The sequence below is a fragment of the Spirochaetaceae bacterium genome (genome assembly GCA_009784515.1).
Classification (GTDB): domain Bacteria; phylum Spirochaetota; class Spirochaetia; order WRBN01; family WRBN01; genus WRBN01.
Window position 1 is genome coordinate 1 of the sequence record WRBN01000040.1, and the last position, 16,149, is coordinate 16,149.

At 42.4% G+C, this 16,149-nt stretch carries 19 protein-coding genes; 10 read left to right on the forward strand and 9 right to left on the reverse strand.

The window, feature by feature from the left end; translation table 11 throughout:
• Both FWE37_05580 and FWE37_05585 read left to right on the forward strand, forming a co-directional pair.
• A partial coding sequence (locus FWE37_05580) for a hypothetical protein (protein ID MCL2520455.1) occupies positions 1 to 194 on the forward strand: 194 nt, incomplete at its 5' end.
• A 16-nt stretch (positions 195 to 210) separates the two neighbouring features.
• Entirely contained in the window at positions 211 to 819 is a 609-nt protein-coding gene (locus tag FWE37_05585; protein ID MCL2520456.1) for a hypothetical protein, read from the forward strand.
• Between the two features lie 74 nt (positions 820 to 893).
• Here the strand turns inward: FWE37_05585 and FWE37_05590 are convergent, their stop codons facing one another.
• From FWE37_05590 to FWE37_05600, 3 genes are all read right to left on the reverse strand, one after another.
• On the reverse strand, positions 894 to 1,388 hold the full coding sequence (locus FWE37_05590) for a hypothetical protein (protein MCL2520457.1): 495 nt from the start codon (positions 1,386 to 1,388) through the stop codon (positions 894 to 896).
• A gap of 90 nt (positions 1,389 to 1,478) precedes the next feature.
• Positions 1,479 to 1,862 carry a desulfoferrodoxin gene (locus FWE37_05595; protein MCL2520458.1) on the reverse strand — a complete coding sequence of 128 codons (384 nt, stop codon included), beginning with the start codon at positions 1,860 to 1,862 and terminating at the stop codon, positions 1,479 to 1,481.
• 52 nt (positions 1,863 to 1,914) lie between these two features.
• Positions 1,915 to 2,472: an NAD(P)H-dependent oxidoreductase gene (locus FWE37_05600; protein MCL2520459.1), complete on the reverse strand. Its 558-nt coding sequence runs from the start codon at positions 2,470 to 2,472 to the stop codon at positions 1,915 to 1,917.
• 254 nt (positions 2,473 to 2,726) lie between these two features.
• Here FWE37_05600 and FWE37_05605 point away from each other — a divergent pair, with 254 nt between their 5' ends.
• The 3 genes from FWE37_05605 (at position 2,727) to FWE37_05615 (ending at position 5,678) form a co-directional block, all read left to right on the forward strand.
• Complete coding sequence (locus FWE37_05605) at positions 2,727 to 3,416, forward strand: hypothetical protein (GenBank protein MCL2520460.1); 690 nt, start codon at positions 2,727 to 2,729, stop codon at positions 3,414 to 3,416.
• 163 nt (positions 3,417 to 3,579) lie between these two features.
• On the forward strand, positions 3,580 to 4,362 hold the full coding sequence (locus FWE37_05610; protein MCL2520461.1) for a thioesterase: 783 nt from the start codon (positions 3,580 to 3,582) through the stop codon (positions 4,360 to 4,362).
• Positions 4,347 to 5,678: a ComEC/Rec2 family competence protein gene (locus FWE37_05615; protein MCL2520462.1), complete on the forward strand. Its 1,332-nt coding sequence runs from the start codon at positions 4,347 to 4,349 to the stop codon at positions 5,676 to 5,678. The genes FWE37_05610 and FWE37_05615 overlap by 16 nt, the downstream gene beginning before the upstream one ends.
• A gap of 4 nt (positions 5,679 to 5,682) precedes the next feature.
• Here FWE37_05615 and FWE37_05620 read toward each other — a convergent pair whose 3' ends face one another.
• From FWE37_05620 to proC, 6 genes are all read right to left on the reverse strand, one after another.
• A complete protein-coding gene (locus tag FWE37_05620; GenBank protein ID MCL2520463.1) occupies positions 5,683 to 6,306 on the reverse strand; it encodes a hypothetical protein in 624 nt (207 codons plus the stop codon).
• Positions 6,307 to 6,317: 11 nt separating this feature from the next.
• Entirely contained in the window at positions 6,318 to 6,947 is a 630-nt protein-coding gene (locus tag FWE37_05625; GenBank protein MCL2520464.1) for a hypothetical protein, read from the reverse strand.
• Positions 6,941 to 7,666: a hypothetical protein gene (locus tag FWE37_05630; GenBank protein MCL2520465.1), complete on the reverse strand. Its 726-nt coding sequence runs from the start codon at positions 7,664 to 7,666 to the stop codon at positions 6,941 to 6,943. Before FWE37_05630 ends, FWE37_05625 begins: the two co-directional genes overlap by 7 nt.
• A 101-nt stretch (positions 7,667 to 7,767) precedes the next feature.
• Positions 7,768 to 9,825: a SpoIID/LytB domain-containing protein gene (locus FWE37_05635; GenBank protein MCL2520466.1), complete on the reverse strand. Its 2,058-nt coding sequence runs from the start codon at positions 9,823 to 9,825 to the stop codon at positions 7,768 to 7,770.
• A gap of 2 nt (positions 9,826 to 9,827) precedes the next feature.
• Entirely contained in the window at positions 9,828 to 10,163 is a 336-nt protein-coding gene (locus FWE37_05640) for a hypothetical protein (protein MCL2520467.1), read from the reverse strand.
• Between the two features lie 44 nt (positions 10,164 to 10,207).
• Positions 10,208 to 11,020, reverse strand: a complete 813-nt coding sequence (proC, locus tag FWE37_05645) for a pyrroline-5-carboxylate reductase (protein MCL2520468.1) — start codon at positions 11,018 to 11,020, stop codon at positions 10,208 to 10,210.
• Between the two features lie 264 nt (positions 11,021 to 11,284).
• On the opposite strand from proC, the gene FWE37_05650 reads away from it, so the two are divergent.
• The 5 genes from FWE37_05650 to FWE37_05670 form a co-directional block, all read left to right on the forward strand.
• Positions 11,285 to 12,538, forward strand: a complete 1,254-nt coding sequence (locus FWE37_05650; GenBank protein MCL2520469.1) for an aminotransferase class I/II-fold pyridoxal phosphate-dependent enzyme — start codon at positions 11,285 to 11,287, stop codon at positions 12,536 to 12,538.
• Between the two features lie 105 nt (positions 12,539 to 12,643).
• A complete protein-coding gene (locus FWE37_05655; protein ID MCL2520470.1) occupies positions 12,644 to 13,024 on the forward strand; it encodes a GxxExxY protein in 381 nt (126 codons plus the stop codon).
• Positions 13,025 to 13,139: 115 nt separating this feature from the next.
• Positions 13,140 to 13,385 carry an OadG family protein gene (locus FWE37_05660; protein MCL2520471.1) on the forward strand — a complete coding sequence of 82 codons (246 nt, stop codon included), beginning with the start codon at positions 13,140 to 13,142 and terminating at the stop codon, positions 13,383 to 13,385.
• Positions 13,372 to 15,168: a biotin/lipoyl-binding protein gene (locus tag FWE37_05665; protein ID MCL2520472.1), complete on the forward strand. Its 1,797-nt coding sequence runs from the start codon at positions 13,372 to 13,374 to the stop codon at positions 15,166 to 15,168. The genes FWE37_05660 and FWE37_05665 overlap by 14 nt, the downstream gene beginning before the upstream one ends.
• Before the next feature lie 9 nt (positions 15,169 to 15,177).
• Positions 15,178 to 16,149 (forward strand): sodium ion-translocating decarboxylase subunit beta (locus FWE37_05670; protein MCL2520473.1); only part of this gene is annotated, 972 nt, incomplete at its 3' end.

The window sequence follows — 16,149 nt, forward strand, 5'->3', positions numbered from 1 at the left end:
CCAATGCTTTAACCAGCGCCTTTTGGCAAGAGGTTACCTACTCGCGCGGCCCGCACCCGGCACCGGTGGCACCGCGCCCGGCTCGCGGCAGTGTAAGGTTACAGCCGGCCGAACAACCCGCTGCTAACCAAAACGCCGCCGCCGCCGGCAATACTACAGTAAATACTACCGATGACACCGCAGACGGAGCCTAAAACTTAAGGAAGCCAAATGAAGCTTTACTTATTCATTTTACTCTTAGCAGCTCCACTGGTCTTAAAGGCCCAGTTGGGGGTGTTACCGGCCGATATTTCGGCCGAAGACCGTTTTTATTTAACAATGGTAGACGAAGCAGCCGGCGGCCGGACCATCGATTTTACCCAACTGCGTTTAGCTTATGCCGCCAGCAGTTTAGCCAATAACTATATAGATGTGCGCCCAGCTTTTGCCGGTTATATTGATAGCGGTGATTGGAACGGGGCTTTACAATTAATTAGAGATAACTTTTACCTTTGGTTTGCTTTGCTCGATTTTGCCGATTACGCTGTTTATATTTATAGCCGGCTAGAGGGACCAACCAGCAGTAATGCCGCCTTTTTTAACTTTGTAGGACAAGGCCTTATGCGCAGCTTATTAAGTAACGGCACAGCTTTAAGCCAAGCAGAAGCTATTACCGTCATTAATATACGTGAAGGTTATTGGGTAGCTAACCAATTAGGGATTAGAGTACACAGCCACCGTGTGTTAGAGAACAATGGCCAAACCTTTGATGTACTCACCGGCCGTAACTTAGCCGGTGATGAGATAGAATTATTTTTTAACACCTCGTTATTTAGATAACAAGTAGCAGTTAATAACTAATAACTTAAAAAATCTGCTTCCTTAATTATTACCTGTTAGTTATTATCTATTACCTAATTTTCCCGTTTGCCCATTTTTTTATCTACCTGATAAAAGGTGCAGCCGCTTTCGCCAAAAGCCTCAAATAAACCGAGTAAATCGCGCAGGGTTTCTTCCTCTTCTTCTTGCTCATCAACAAACCAATTCATTAAAAGCGCCACACCGGCATCACCTAGCTCGGTAGCTTTTTTATGGATATTGGCAATACTGGCCGTAACTTTTTGCTCTTGGGTTAAACCGGCCTCTAAAATATCTTTAAAACTTTTCCAGTCATCAGCTATAATATTGATTGGAGCAAATTTCACTTTATTATCACGCGTATAAAGGTAATTTTTTATTTTTTCGCTATGGCTAAATTCTTCTTTAGATTGCAGCAACAACCATTGCTCTAGGCCCTTATAATTATGTTGGCTAGCCCAATTAGCCATAATATGGTACAAATAAGCACTCTCTAACTCGCCATGCAGCTGGTCGTTTAACATTTTTTCAAGTTCGTTATTTATCTTCATAAATGTCTCCTTAATATCTTTAAAATAACACAAATCCCCTTTGTTAGTAAAGGGGATTTAAATGAAGCACCGCCTAAAAGCCACAAGTGGCTATCTATCGGCCTTCCATAAGCCATGCAAATTACAGTACTCGCGGGCATGTACTTGCTTGCCGGGTTTTACATAAAATTCGTACTCGGCTACGTCGCCGGGCTTAAGGTATTTGACGTAACGGTTGCCGTCAACCCATAACTCGATAAACTCGATGTAGTGCTCGGCCGTCATAGGGTGCGGCACGCTGCCTACCTTTACCACATAACCTTCGGCGGTTTGCTCGATAACCGGTACGTGCTTTTCTTTAGCGCCATCGCTAGTGTTTTCGGCGCACAAGCTCATCGGCTCGCCGCAGCAGCTAACGATACCATCGTGCCCCTCGATAACCTCGATGACGTTACCACATTTTTTACATTTATAAAAATCAAATTGTTTGGTCATTATTTGCTCCTTTATAGTAAGATAGCACATTTTTACTTAAAAAACAATCACCTTACAAAGCGCCAACAGGTGGTAAGTGGTCGGCTTTTAGATAGCCGATTAACTTTTGGGCTGCCGCTGTAAAATCGGCCGGCTGTTTAGTCATAGTAGCATAAAGGCAATACATAGGGTGAAAGTTCATACCTGTCATACTGGCGGTGGCTTGCCAATTAATATAGTAAGATTCTAACGGATAACTATTGCGGCCCATACCGGCAATGCGGTACCCTTCGGCGGCTCCGCCGGCAGTAAGAGCCAAAACAAAATCTTTACCTTTTAAGGCTGCGGGGCCATAATCGGCGCTATAAGCCCAACCGTATAAAAATACTTCTTCTAACCATTGCTGTACGATGGCCGGTGCACCAAACCAAATAACCGGAAACACCATCACAATACGGTCGTGAGCCTCTACTATTTTACGTTCGGCCTCTATATTGTAGCGGCCATTTACTAATTGCTCGCTAAGTTTATGAATGGTAAAACTGCCGTCGGCGGTAAATTCTTTAAGCCAGTTGGCGCTTACCCGCGATTCGGCCCAGTTAGAGTGGCCAAAAATAATTAATGTTTTCATAGATAAAATCTCCTTTAGTAATTTATTTCTTACTTATATTATAGCATATTTTACCAAAAATATAAATAACGATTTTTTATTTTTTAACCAAAATGTAACCAAACAATTAATAACAAAATTTATACATAAAATAAATATTCTTAAAATCATACCAAAAAAAATGCGTAATTAATAATTAAAAGAAGTTATTTGCGTTATAACATTGACAAAATTAAATTTCGCTCTTATACTTATAACAACAAAAGAATATTATTGTGAAACATAACACATTAATTAACACTATGGTGCTGCTATTACTAGCTGTTATTGCCCTTACCGCCTGTAACCCCAAAGGAAACGGCGGCGATGACCCACCAGCGTCCGTTACTTTAGAGAGTATTTTCCCCGATGAAAGTTTACGCCAGCTGGTGACTTTACGGCTAGGAAATAGGGCCGACTTAACCGGGCAAAATTTAATTGCGGCTTTAGCGGCGATTAATGATGCCGTATTATGGATAGAGGGTTTTGGTAGTTCTGCTGCTTTGGCCTTTAGAGATGCCGGCTTTGTTATAACTGCCGAAGTAAACGGCGCAGCGCCAAGTAATGTAAGCGGGATAGAATACTTAACGGGATTAATGGCGCTTGTTATAGAAAACGTACCTATAACAACTATAAATTTAAGCAACCTTACCAATTTAGTTAATTTTATGATAACGGGTACCCAACTTACCAGCCTAGATGTCAGTAACTTGTCTAATTTAACTAACTTTGCCGTAGACAATAACTCCGTGTTAATTACTTTAGATTTACGTAATATCGATGTGGAGGACCCCCTTCCTATTATATTAGATTTACAGGGTACAGCCCTAACCACCCTTTTTCTCCATAACAGCAACTTAACCGAAGCAAATATTATAAACAGACCGGCCAGCTTGGTAACGGTTGATTTGACAACACCTAAATAATTAAGAACTAACAAGTAAAAATTAATAATTTAAAGACAAAAGTTTTAATTATTAATTTTTACTTATTCTTTATTCGCTATGCGCCGCTTCTTAATTTTTAATTATTAATTCTTAATTATAAAAACTGCTTGATTATTTTTAACTTAGCTTATATAATAAAATTATGGGAAAGTTTAACTATAACTACCAAGTAGCCTATAACGATATGGACGGCAGCGGCAAAGCCACCGTAAGCGCTTTATTACGTTACGCCGAAGAAAGTACCATTAAACAAAGTGAAAGCATTGGCTTTGGCTTTCAAACTTTAATCGCTAAGCACGAAGCGTGGTTTTTGTTAAATAGTTTACTTTTTATTATTAACTCGCCGGCTTATAACCAAAGCGGCAGCGTAACCACTTGGAGCACCGGCATTAATAGTTCGCGCTTGCAAGCCGGACGTGAAACCACTTTTTTTGACCATAATCACACCTTACTGGCTAGACGCAAAACCCGCTGGGTTTATATGGATACCCTAGCCCGCCGCCCTAAACCGACCAGCGAAGAGTTGATTAAAGCCTACAACTCGCAGCCGGCCGATTTTCACGAACCGTTTAGTAAATTTGATAACCACCTTATTAAAGGCACGGCTAAAGTTTTACCCATCTTACGCGGTTATATTGACAGTAACGGGCATGTCAACAACACTCACTATTGGTTATGGGCGTACGAGGCCATTCCTTTAAACGAAATTGAAGGAATGCGGCCTTTAGTTATAGAGACTAACTTTAAAAACGAGCTGGTTTACGGCGAAGCGGTAACTTCGTTGTGCGAAGAAGTAACCCTGCCTTACAGCCCCTTTGCCGGCCACGAAGAGCTCTTTAAGGATAGTAAGAGTTTTAAACACCAGCTACTTAAAGCCGACGGCAACTTAGCCGCCAGTTTTTATAGTGTATGGCGCCCCCTCTAACAGCTATTAAACCCAACTGGGGCTTTACTATCATTGCCCTAGCTATGCTGCTAACTTTATTTGTACCCATTCTAGCTATTCCCTTATTGATAAGCTCTCTTTTAAGCGGATTATATTTATTTAAACGTAAAAACTTATGGGCTTTAACTATGGTGAGTTTAGCTTTAGGCAGCTTACTGGGTTATATAAGTAACTATGACTATCTTACTAAAACATTATTTTATACCGGGCAGCTGGCCGAGCCCACCTCCTTTTTACTGCAAGCGCAAGAAGATGCCGCCCGCCAAAGTGATAATAGCTACCGCCTAACGGCCCAATTATTAACCAGCCATAGTCAATTTATAAGCAGCCAAAGTAACGGCTTTGTTACCGTCTATTTAGAGGATTATCTTAATAGGGGCGAAATTTTTTACACCACAGGAAGACTACGCCTAGGCAACTTTGGCCCTTACATCGTGGCCGACAAGATTGAGCAGCAAAGTTTTACCGGCGAACCCTCCGCCAGACGGGCCGCCGCCCAAGCCAGCCTTATCACCCACTTTCAGGCCCGTTTGGGCAAAGCCGCCGGCTTAGTAACGGCGGTGGTAACCGGCAACCGTAATTATTTATCGCCGCTCTTAGTAAGCAGCTTTAGGCAAAGCGGCACGGCCCATTTAATGGCTTTATCGGGTTACCATTTGGCTTTGTTAAGCGGGTTTTTATTTTTAATTTTACGCTTTTTACCTAAAACGGCTATTATTGTTGTATCGCTGCCTATTTTTATAACTTATTTGCTTTTAAGCGGCTTTCAATATTCGTTGGCACGGGCCGTTATTATGGCTATAGTCGCCGCTATCTTCTTTTTGGCCAAGCACAACTTCCGCCCCTTCGATTTACTCGGCCTAGCTTTTATCGTACTTTGTTTAGCCGATAGCGCCGCTTTTTATACGGTGTCGTTTAGGTTAAGTTTTTTAGCGATGGTTGGTATATTTTTGCTTTACAGGCCAATCAATAGCTTACTAAGTAACTTATTTAACTATAAATTTAAATTTGTAAGCGCCAGCTTTGCCTTAACTATGGCGGCCCAAAGTTTTACCGCCCCTTACGCTTTATATGTTTTCGGCACTTTTTACCCTATCTCTATTGTGGCTACTTTAACCACAGCTTTGTTATTAACGGCCTTACTGTTACTATCTTTAATATTGGTTATTTTACCGGCCGCTTGGTTTTTGCCGCAACTTACTTTAGCCGCCGATTGGGTTTATGCGGCCATTTATGAAAGTACCTTGTGGTTTGGACGCTTTTGGTATGTAGATATTAATTTTTTTCCGATATAATATACTACTCCAATCTCTTCCCACATTTATTACAATAATCACCCTTAATATAATTTAGCTTTTCTAGTAATATATGATTTGGTGGTAACTTCAATTTATTACCATCTATTTTTTTCTTAAATAGCTTTCTTACATCTGCTTCCATCACTCTCCTGCATCTATCTTGATTATTGATATTAGCAAAAACAATCTCTGCTAATTTGCCTATTTTTCTATAATTTAGGTTACTTAATTCAAAATGACTATCTTTAAACTCTGTTATCCCTTCAGGCTTCTTTGATAACAAACCTTCAGTTGTAGATAATTCTTTTTCACTTAACAATATTACATCAACTTTACTAAATTGATTTCCTTCTGCACAAATAGCTACAATTGCTTTATCAAGCTCATCATCTGTATTATCAATTTTCCATAGTGATATACTACCTGAAGATGTCCTTAAACAACTCCCTAAAAAGTCAGCACTTAAATCATTAATATTACTCAACTTTTCGAGAGACTCATCAGCACTTAAATCATTAATATTACTCAACTTTTCGAGAGACTCATCAGCACTTAAATCATTAATATTACTCAACTTTTCGAGAGACTCTATAGAACTCCATTTTGCTTTACTAATTTTTCTCACATAATAACACATTACAAATTCTCTAAATAAGCTATAGTTTTATGAAAATAATCCTTTAACCAATCTTCTTTCGGTTCTCTAAATTTTTTTAAAAGTTCAGCATCTTTTTTACGGCCCCATTTTTCAAAACAAAATATGGCACTATCAGCAATTTCTAGATTCTTATGGCCAAATAAATACATAGCAATATGGATAAACTTTTCTATTTCATATTCACTTGTGATATTAGCTATTATTTTTAATACCGATAAAAGCACTTTTATATCATTATTTTGCCACCCCCACATACAAATATCATTAATAAAATCAACAGATAATACATAACCATACTTCAATACAATCTCTTGATATACTAATTCCGATTTAGCTACAAAGCCATCTTCTAACTCTTCCCTCTTAATAACATTCAAAAATAAATCATGGTACTCTATCTTCAAATTACTTGCTAGAATATCAACAAGGTTAATACTTTCATTATAGTTATCTATGTATCGAGGCAAAATTATACTAGAAATAGTCGATAAGTTATAGGATTCTGGCACAATATTATTCTTAACTAAATTAAACCCCTCTCTGCCAGAGATTGTTTCTTGATCAAAATTCACTCCAATAGGTTCATTTATTATATTATCGTTTAGCATGAATATTTTTCCTCAATCTCTTTAACTAACTCTATAACTTTTGTATAAAATTCATCAATAAAGTTAGCGTCTATTCTTTTTTGAGTATTATTAGGGTTGGTATTTATGTCCAAGCTACACATCAACGAGTTATTAAATTCAGGGGAAAGTTTACCTCCCACTATCTTCATAGCATTAGGGTTATAGTCCAAGCTTGTTATAACATTTATTTTTTCTTCATTATTATTAATTTGAAATATCTCTTCAACTCCACTTCTGGCATTCCATTCAAACACCTCTTTGGCTTTATAAAAATAACCTGCCATAACCTTATCTTTTATAGCTTCTACTCTTAAAGCATTATCTTCAGAAAAATTTACCACATAAGCGATTCTCGCCCCCTTAACCTCAAAATAACTTAACAATTTTTTTTGAATATCACGTACGACATTTAAAAATTCAGTATCATCAATAATTTGAGATGTTTTAATAATATCAATTCGCGCTCTAGTAATACGAATATTTATTTGTTCAGGAGTTGAAACAAATTCTATTAATGGCTCTACTATTTGTTGTAAAGGCTGATTGCCTCCTACAACTGATGTAATATTTTGCCCAATAGTGGGGAAAAAATTATAACCTCGCAAAACTTCTTGTTGTAACTTTATAACTATACTATGAATGTTATCTAAATTAAAACTTCCAAATAATACGGCTAATAAACTTGTTTTTTTCTGCATACCGTCAAAATTAATCTATCTATTAGTTTAACTTTCAATCTATCATTTGTCAACAATTTTCAATCATTAACATAATTAAATAAATCATACAAAACAATATCTTAATTATGCCTTTGCACCGTGCCGTTAGGATAATAATGCTCTAAAATTTGCCTATAATTAAAGTTATCGGCAGCCATACCGGCAGCGCCCGATTGGTCCATGCCTACACCGTGCCCCCAGCCGGCTTGGTAATAAATAAAATATTCGGGGTTGCCGTCGGCATCAAATTTAATGTTGGTGGTAAACAAATTGGTGCGCAGGCCGCCCACGCGGCTGCGTATGGCATCACTGCTGGTAATAGTTACATTACGGTTTGTGCCTAAGGCCTCCACATTCACCACCCGGCCCGAAACACCGCGCCGGTTAATCGATAACCCGGTAATATCCCCCACGCCGGCATTATTGTTGCGGGCCACCCGTAAAGCCACCTCTTCGGCCCGGGTAAACACTACACTGCGGTAGCTGGCGGCGTGATGAAAACCCGGCCAGCTGCTATGAGTAAGCGGCCTGCTTTCTATCCAGCTATGTAATTGGTGCAGCGGCATAAAGTTATCGCGTGTTTCTAAATGTAAATCGGCTACCGCTACATGGCGGCCTACGGTGCCGCGCCCCGTCCACACTATCGTTTCTACTTCGGTATAGCCGGCATTGTTGGCGCTGTAGTAGGCGCGCAAAAAGGTGTTAGCCTCGCTATCAAAGAGGATTTGGCCAAAGGTTTCGTTTACCGCTCTGGTGGTATTAATATGTTCGCCGTTTACACCGGTATAAGCTTGACTAGCCACCGTACCGAGTAAATCGAACCCACGAGCCCGAAAATTGCCCAGCTGCATAACCGAAAGCGCATAAGTACGGGCCGCTACAGCCTGCGCCTTAAGGCTTTCCAGCGGCCAGCTGGCCGGCATTTCGCTGGGCACAACGGAGTAAAGATATTCCTCTAACCCTACAATATTAACTAAAGTTATCCCATTGGGCCGATTGATAAACTCGAAAGCCCCTCTGTAATTACGGTCGACACTGGCGGTAAAAAACTGGCCGCTGGCGTTAATAATATCAAACACGGCGGTGGTATAACGTTCATCGTTGTAGCTAAAGCTGATATTGGCGTTGGCACGGCCGCTAAACAACGTACGGTCGTTTACATCGCTCACCGTTATAATGTTACGGCTGCGGCGCACAAATAAAATATCGCCGGCATTGCCGTTAAAGCTGCGGGTACCATCACGCAAAGTATAATCGCCGCCGGCCTTTAAACTTAAGCCGTTGCTATTTTCTACCACCCCTACTCTTACATTGATGGTGCTAACTTCCGGCGGAAACACCGTCATCAGCGGCGGGTTAGCGTGCTCTTTACGCGCTAACCTTTGCGCCTGCTGAGCCGCCATATCGGGTGGGTAGGCCTGCACAAGGCGGTTAATATTTTGCTGCAAACGCCTATCTTCGGCTAAAGTATTACGGGCACGCACTAAGGTGTTAATGGCCATTTGCGGCCGTCCTTGTCCTTCGTAAGCTACCGCTAAAGGATAAAGCGCCCCCGTAAAGTTAGCATCTAACCTTAAAGCCGTCGTAAAGGCCGTTACGGCCAAAGCATATTGTTGTAGCTCGTTATGAATTAACCCTTTAAAGTAATGAGCCGCCGGCAGTTGGCTGTTAAGGGCTAACGCCCGGTCAAAGGCCGAAATGGCCTCGCGGTAACGGCCTTCATCACGCAGCATTAAGCCGTAAAAAAACCATACCCAGTCATCGGCTCCGCGTGTTTGCCACAAGGAGCGGGCCGTAGCAAAATCGTGCACCAAAACCGACTGAATAAACAACAGCCTTCTATGCGAAAAATTATTATTAATATTATAAAGCTCGCGGTACAAAGCTTGCGCCTCGTGGCCGCGCCCCTGCTCATTGTACAGGGCGGCCAGCTCGAGGTAAGCCGCTTCAAAATTTGGAGCCAGCTGGATAATAGTACGGTACACCTCGATAGCCCCGTTACTATTACCGCTGTAATATAAATTTACCCCATGCTGAAAGAGCCCTTCAAAACTCTCGTGCCCCTGCGGCAGTTGCAGCGGGCTTTGCGCACGCAACGAAGCGACCCATAAAAAACTAATTATTAAAAGCTTTTTCATTGTTACTTTAACCGCTCCTTAAACTCGCCGACTGAAAGATAATTGCTATCGCCCACAAAATTACCATTTTTATAAAACCTAACATAAGGGATAACACTATTGGCAAAAGTTGTTTCTTTAAATTTTTGAAAATCGTTAAAAATTTCACTTTCGTCATATAAAAAGTAGTAAATATTATCACTTGGCATTTTACTTAAATAAGCATGCATATTATGCCACTCCGGGCACCAGCTTTGGCTTAAAACAATAGCTACCGTAGGTTGACTATTAGTAATTAGGCGGTTAAACTCGCCTCTTTGCATAGCTTCTTCTACTAAAGCCGTATCAAGTTTATGCATAAAAACTCCTTTTAAATTAAGAATTAAAAAAAATTTATTAACTTTTAATTCTTAGTTATTAACTGCTCACGGCTTATTACGGCTTCTACCGCCGCTATAGCAGCGTAAGCAAAACCCAACTCTTCTAACTTAGTTATGCCGGCAATGGTAGTCCCGCCCGGCGAACACACCTTATCGATAAGCGGCCAAGGCTGTAACCCATCAACCTCTAGTTGTTCCAGCGCCATCTTAGCGCTGCCGGCCGTCATATTGGCCACTATTTGTAAGGCCAAATCTTTAGGCAGGCCATTTTTTAAGGCGGCTCGCGCTAAACTATCCATAAAAAGGTAGACAAAAGCCGGCGCACTGCCGGCGATACCGGTAAAAACACCAAATTTATCTTCCGGTATTAAATGCACGCTGCCTACTTTTTCTATTAATTTAATAACTTTGTCAAATTGCGCTTCGGTTACTTGGTTATTTTTACAAATGGCCGTTACCGAACCGCCCACACCGGCATTAAGGTTGGGCATTAAGCGTATAAAAGCTATATCGGCGAGTTTAGCGTCAAAATTTGCCAGCTGCGTTAGGCTTAAGCCGGCTGCCAGCGATACCACGCATTTACCGGCTAAAAGCGGCGCTAAATCTTTTAGCAAAGGCCCTACATCGTGAGGTTTTACAGCGATGATAATGGTATCGCATCGGTTTAGCACCTCTTGGGCCGAAGTGGTTATAACGATATTTTTTTTGTTAAAAAGCTGTAACTTTTGCGGGTTAAAATCGTACAAAAAGATGAACTGGTTTTGATTGTAACCGACCCTTAGCAAACCTTCTACAATAGCGCCGCCCATTGCCCCCACACCAATAAAACCTAACATAGCTTACCTCTGTAGTTACCGTTTTTATAACCCTATTTTAGCATAAAGATAGCATTTTGCCAAGTTCCCTTCGGTTTTGTTAAAGGGTCGGTGTGTAATATTTTCTGAATCTAATTTAGCAAAGAGAATATCTCGAGATGTTTTTTATATCTTTTATTTGTAAAATAAATTATCTAACTTTTCATTTGACAATCGACTATAATCGTTATACAATATGAGTAATTAAAATATTACATTGCATAACTAAACTAAACGAGGTATAAAATGACTAAACAACCTATCACCCGTGCCGATAAAGTAAAACGCGTAACTTACGATATGCGCGGCCCCATCGCCGAAGCCGCCGCTAAGCTGGAGGCCGAAGGGCAAAAAATTTTAAAGCTAAATATTGGCAATGTTTCACCCTTTGGTATTATGCCGCCGCCAAATATGGTAGGTTTTATGGTTAAAAACCTACCTGCCGCCGCCGCTTATAGCGAGGCACGTGGTCTTAAAAGCGCCCGCGAAGCCATCGCCGCTTGGCATGTAAAGCATGGTGTTAACGGTGTTACCGCTAACGATGTTTACTTGGGTAACGGCGACAGCGAGCTGATTGATATTGCCTTAAAATCGCTCATCAATCCCGGCGATGAGGTGCTAGTCCCAGCCCCCGACTACCCCGTTTGGAACGGCTGCACCATTATGGCCGGCGGCAACCCTATTCATTATTTGTGCGATGAAGCCAACGAGTGGCAACCTTCGCTGGCCGATATTGAGGCCAAAATTAACGAGCGCACCAAAGCCATCGTCATTATTAACCCTAACAACCCCACCGGCGCTTTGTACGGCAAAGAGGTGCTGCTGCAAATCCTCGAGCTTTGCCGCAAGCACAATTTGGTGGTTTTTTCCGATGAAATTTACAGCGAGGTTGTCTATGACGAAGCTAAACATATCAGTACCGGCAGCCTTGCCGATGACTTGCCCATTGTAACCTTTAATGGTATTAGTAAAAGCTGGCGCGCCTGCGGTTACCGCGGCGGCTGGATGACCTTTAGTGGTGATAAAGAGGTAATAAAAGATTGGATAGCGGCGGTAACCTTACTTACCGGTATGCGCCTATGCAGCAACGTCATGGCCCAATTTGCCATGCAAAGTGCCGTAACAGATGAAGCCAACAGTCCGGCCGCCTTAATAGCCCCCGGCGGTGAATTTTGCCTACGCCGTGATGCCGCCTATGCCGCCTTTAACGCCATCGATGGGATAAATGTGGTTAAGGCCAAAGCCGCCTTTTATATGTTCCCTAAAGTAGATATTGCCCGCTTTGGTATTAAAAGTGATAAAGATTTTGTTTACAGCTTGTTACTTGCCAAAAAGGTGCTCATTACACACGGCACCAGCTTTGCCTACCCTATCCATGACCACTTTAGGTTGGTCTTTTTACCCGATGTGGAAACTATTAAGGGCGTGGCTAGTGCGATGAACGAATTTTTGCGGGAGTTAGAGAGCGGTAAGGCTAAGTTACTATCTGTACCTAACTAAAGAGAGGAGATTAACCACGAACCACACGAATAGCACGAATGGATTTGTGTGGTTCGTGTCATTCGTGGTAGAGGAATTTTTTGTGATTAAAAAGGGGTTACATAATTGAGTGATATTTTGTTTAAAAATGAATGTTTTTTAATCCAAGGGGCCATCTTTGAAGTACATAATGAGATGGGAAACGGTTTTTTAGAGGCTGTATACCAAGAATGCCTTGAAAAAGAGTTTAAAATACGACATATTCCCTTTCAAGCTCAATATCCATTAACACTTTTATATAAAGGAGAAAAATTAGTACAAAAGTATATACCCGACTTTATCTGTTATAATAATAAAATAATAATAGAAATAAAAGCGGTTAAAGAACTTTTACCTGAACATCAAGCGCAACTGTTAAATTATTTAAAAGTAACTAATTTAAAATTAGGTTTGCTTATAAACTTTGGGGCATATCCTAAAGCAGAGATAATGCGTATGGCAAATTAATTTTTCGTGATTGAAAAGAAGAACAACCACGAATGGCACTAATAGCACGAATTGTAAGAGAGTTGTTTTATTTGGGGTTATGTACTTTTTCGTGGTAAAAATAAAGGAGTTTTAAATGACAGAAGATTTAAGCGCCGCTTTCCGTATCATCGGTATAGCCGCCATCTGGTTATCGATATTTTTGTTTGTACTCTATTACGCTACTAGGCTAATGTCGTACCTTGCGCAAAGATACGGACCAAAGGCGGCCCAAAGCGAAGTTAGCGAAAGCAAGGCAAAGCAAGCCGATGACAGCGAGGTAGCGGTGGCCATCGCCATAGCTTTATCAAAGATAAAGGAAGAACAAAATGAAAAAAATTAATTTTATGTGTACCGCCTTTCGTGATGGTTTTCAATCGGTTTACGGCGGGCGCATTTTTAGTAAAGATTATCTGCCGCTGGTAAGCGAGGCGGTAGCCGCCGGTATAACCCACTTTGAAAGCGGCGGTGGGGCAATGTTTCAAAGCCCCATCTTTTACACCAACGAAAACCCCTTCGACATCATGGACAAATTCCGCACTGCTGCCGGACCAAATACCAACCTCCAAACGCTGGCGCGCGGCATTAACGTGGTGGCCCTTAAAAGCCAAAACAGTGAAGTGATAAAGCTGCACGCCGAAATGTTTAAAAAGCATGGTATTACCACCATTCGTAACTTTGACGCTTTAAATGATGTGGAAAATCTTATCTATTCGGCCAAAGCCATCACAGAGGCCGGTCTTAAGCACGAGGTGGTCATTAGTATGATGGCCTTACCGCCGGGTATAGAAGGCGCACACGATGCCGACTTTTACGAAAACCGTCTTCGAGCCATTCTCGATAGCGGCCTCCCCTTTACCGGCATAGCCTTTAAGGACGCTAGCGGTACTTCTACACCGCATACGGTGTACGAAACCATTAAACGTGCTCGTAGAATTTTGGGTGAGCAAATTCATATTGTTTTTCATAGCCACGATACGGCCGGTACCTGTATCGCTCAATATTTAGCGGCGATTGAGGCTGGAGCAAATCAGGTCGATTTATCTTTAGCCCCAGTCTCCGGCGGCAGTTGCCAGCCCGACCTCTTAAGTATGTGGCATGCCTTGCGCGGTATGCCCTACTCGCTCGACATCGACCCGCTTAAGATTGTCAAGTTAGAAGAGAATTTTAGCAAAGCGATGAGCAGCTACTTTGTGCCGCCGGAAGCCAAAGAGGTACTGCCCATCGTGCCTTTTAGTCCCTTACCCGGCGGCGCACTCACGGCCAACACCCAAATGTTACGCGACAATGGCCTGATGGATAAATTTGATGAAATAACAATGGCTATGGGCGAAGTGGTGCGTAAGGGCGGCTTTGGGACATCGGTAACGCCGGTATCGCAGTTTTACTTTCAGCAAGCCTTTAACAACGTCATGTTTGGCGCTTGGCAAAAAATTGCCGAAGGCTACGGCCAAATGGTACTGGGCTACTTTGGTAAAACACCAACCCAGCCCGACGCGGAGGTTATTAAGATAGCTAGTGAGCAACTCAACCTACAGCCCACCAGCGAGCCGGCTCTAAAAATCAACGACGCTAATCCTAAGCTGGCCTTAAGCGCCATTAAAGCCGAGCTGGAAAGGCGCGGCCTGCCGGTAACCAATGAAAACCTCTTTATCGGGGCCAGCTGCGAGGAGAAAGGCTACCTCTTTTTGGAGGGTAAAGGGCAAGTGAATGTACGCAAGGTTGAGGCTAAACCCGAAGTAGCCCAGCAACCTAAAGTAAATAAGAGCAATGAAGTTACCATCAATCTTAACGGTAAAGCTTATCAGGTTAAGCTAGAGGGTGGTAAAGCGCTCATAAATGGCCAAAGCTATAGCTATACAGTGGGTGAAACACAAACTACTAGCTCCCAGCTTTCAGCTTTCAGCTCTCAACTTTCAACTATTACGGCTCCTATGCCCGGTATCATTTTAAAGTTAAATGTGGCCGAAGGCGACAGCGTGCAGGCCGGCGACACCCTACTGGTGCTGGAGGCCATGAAGATGGAGAATCCCATTAAAGCAAAGGCTACTGGGGTAGTTACCGCCTTAAAGATTACACAAGGCGAGCAAGTAAAAGCCGGCCAAGCTTTACTTACTATAAAATAAGGAGAATCTATGACCTTTATAGAAGTAGTACAAGAGGTGTTGGCCACCACCGGCTTTGCCCAATTTACCCGCTGGGGCGGCAACTTTGCCGAAAGCGGGCCGGCGCACCTTTTAATGATAGCGGTGGGACTGGGTTTAGTGTACCTAGCCATTAAAAAACAATATGAACCTTTGTTACTTTTACCTATCGGGATAGGGGCCATTTTTGCCAACATTTTAGGGGTAGAACCCTTAATGGGAGCGGTAAGCCATAGCTTTGTTGATAGCGAAGGGGTGATACAAACCGTTTACGGCGGTTTTATCGGCCAATTTTATCAGCTGGGGCTAGAGGCTGGCCTCTTCCCGCTGCTTATCTTTTTTGGCGTGGGAGCGATGATAGATTTTGGCCCGCTTATCGCCAATCCCAAAATGCTGCTCTTAGGAGCGGCGGCGCAAATCGGTATCTTTGGGGCAATGATATTGGCCCTCGTGCTTAGCGCCACTCTGCCCTTTATTAACTTTAGCTTGGGTGATGCCGCCTCTATCGCCATTATCGGCAGCAGCGATGGCCCTACCACCATCTTCACCACCACCCGCCTTGCCCCCGAACTGCTCGGTGCGGTGGCCATTGCCGCCTACAGTTATATGGGGCTGCTGCCCATCATTCAGCCGCCCATTATGCGCGCCTTAACCACCAAAGCCCAGCGCCGCATTAAGATGGCGCAGCTGCGTGAGGTAAGTCAGCTGGAAAAAATCTTATTTCCTATCATCGTGATTATTCTTACCGCGCTCTTTTTCCCGGCGGCGGCCCCGCTGATTGGTGCGCTGATGTTTGGTAACCTTTGTGCCATGAGCGGCGTGGTAAAACGCCTAACCGACACAATGGCCGGCCCGCTTATTAATATGATAACCATTTTTATCGGCCTTGCGGTGGGTAGCCGTATGCAGGCCAGTATGTTTTTAACCATTAACACTTTAGGCATTATCGCACTCGGCTTATTC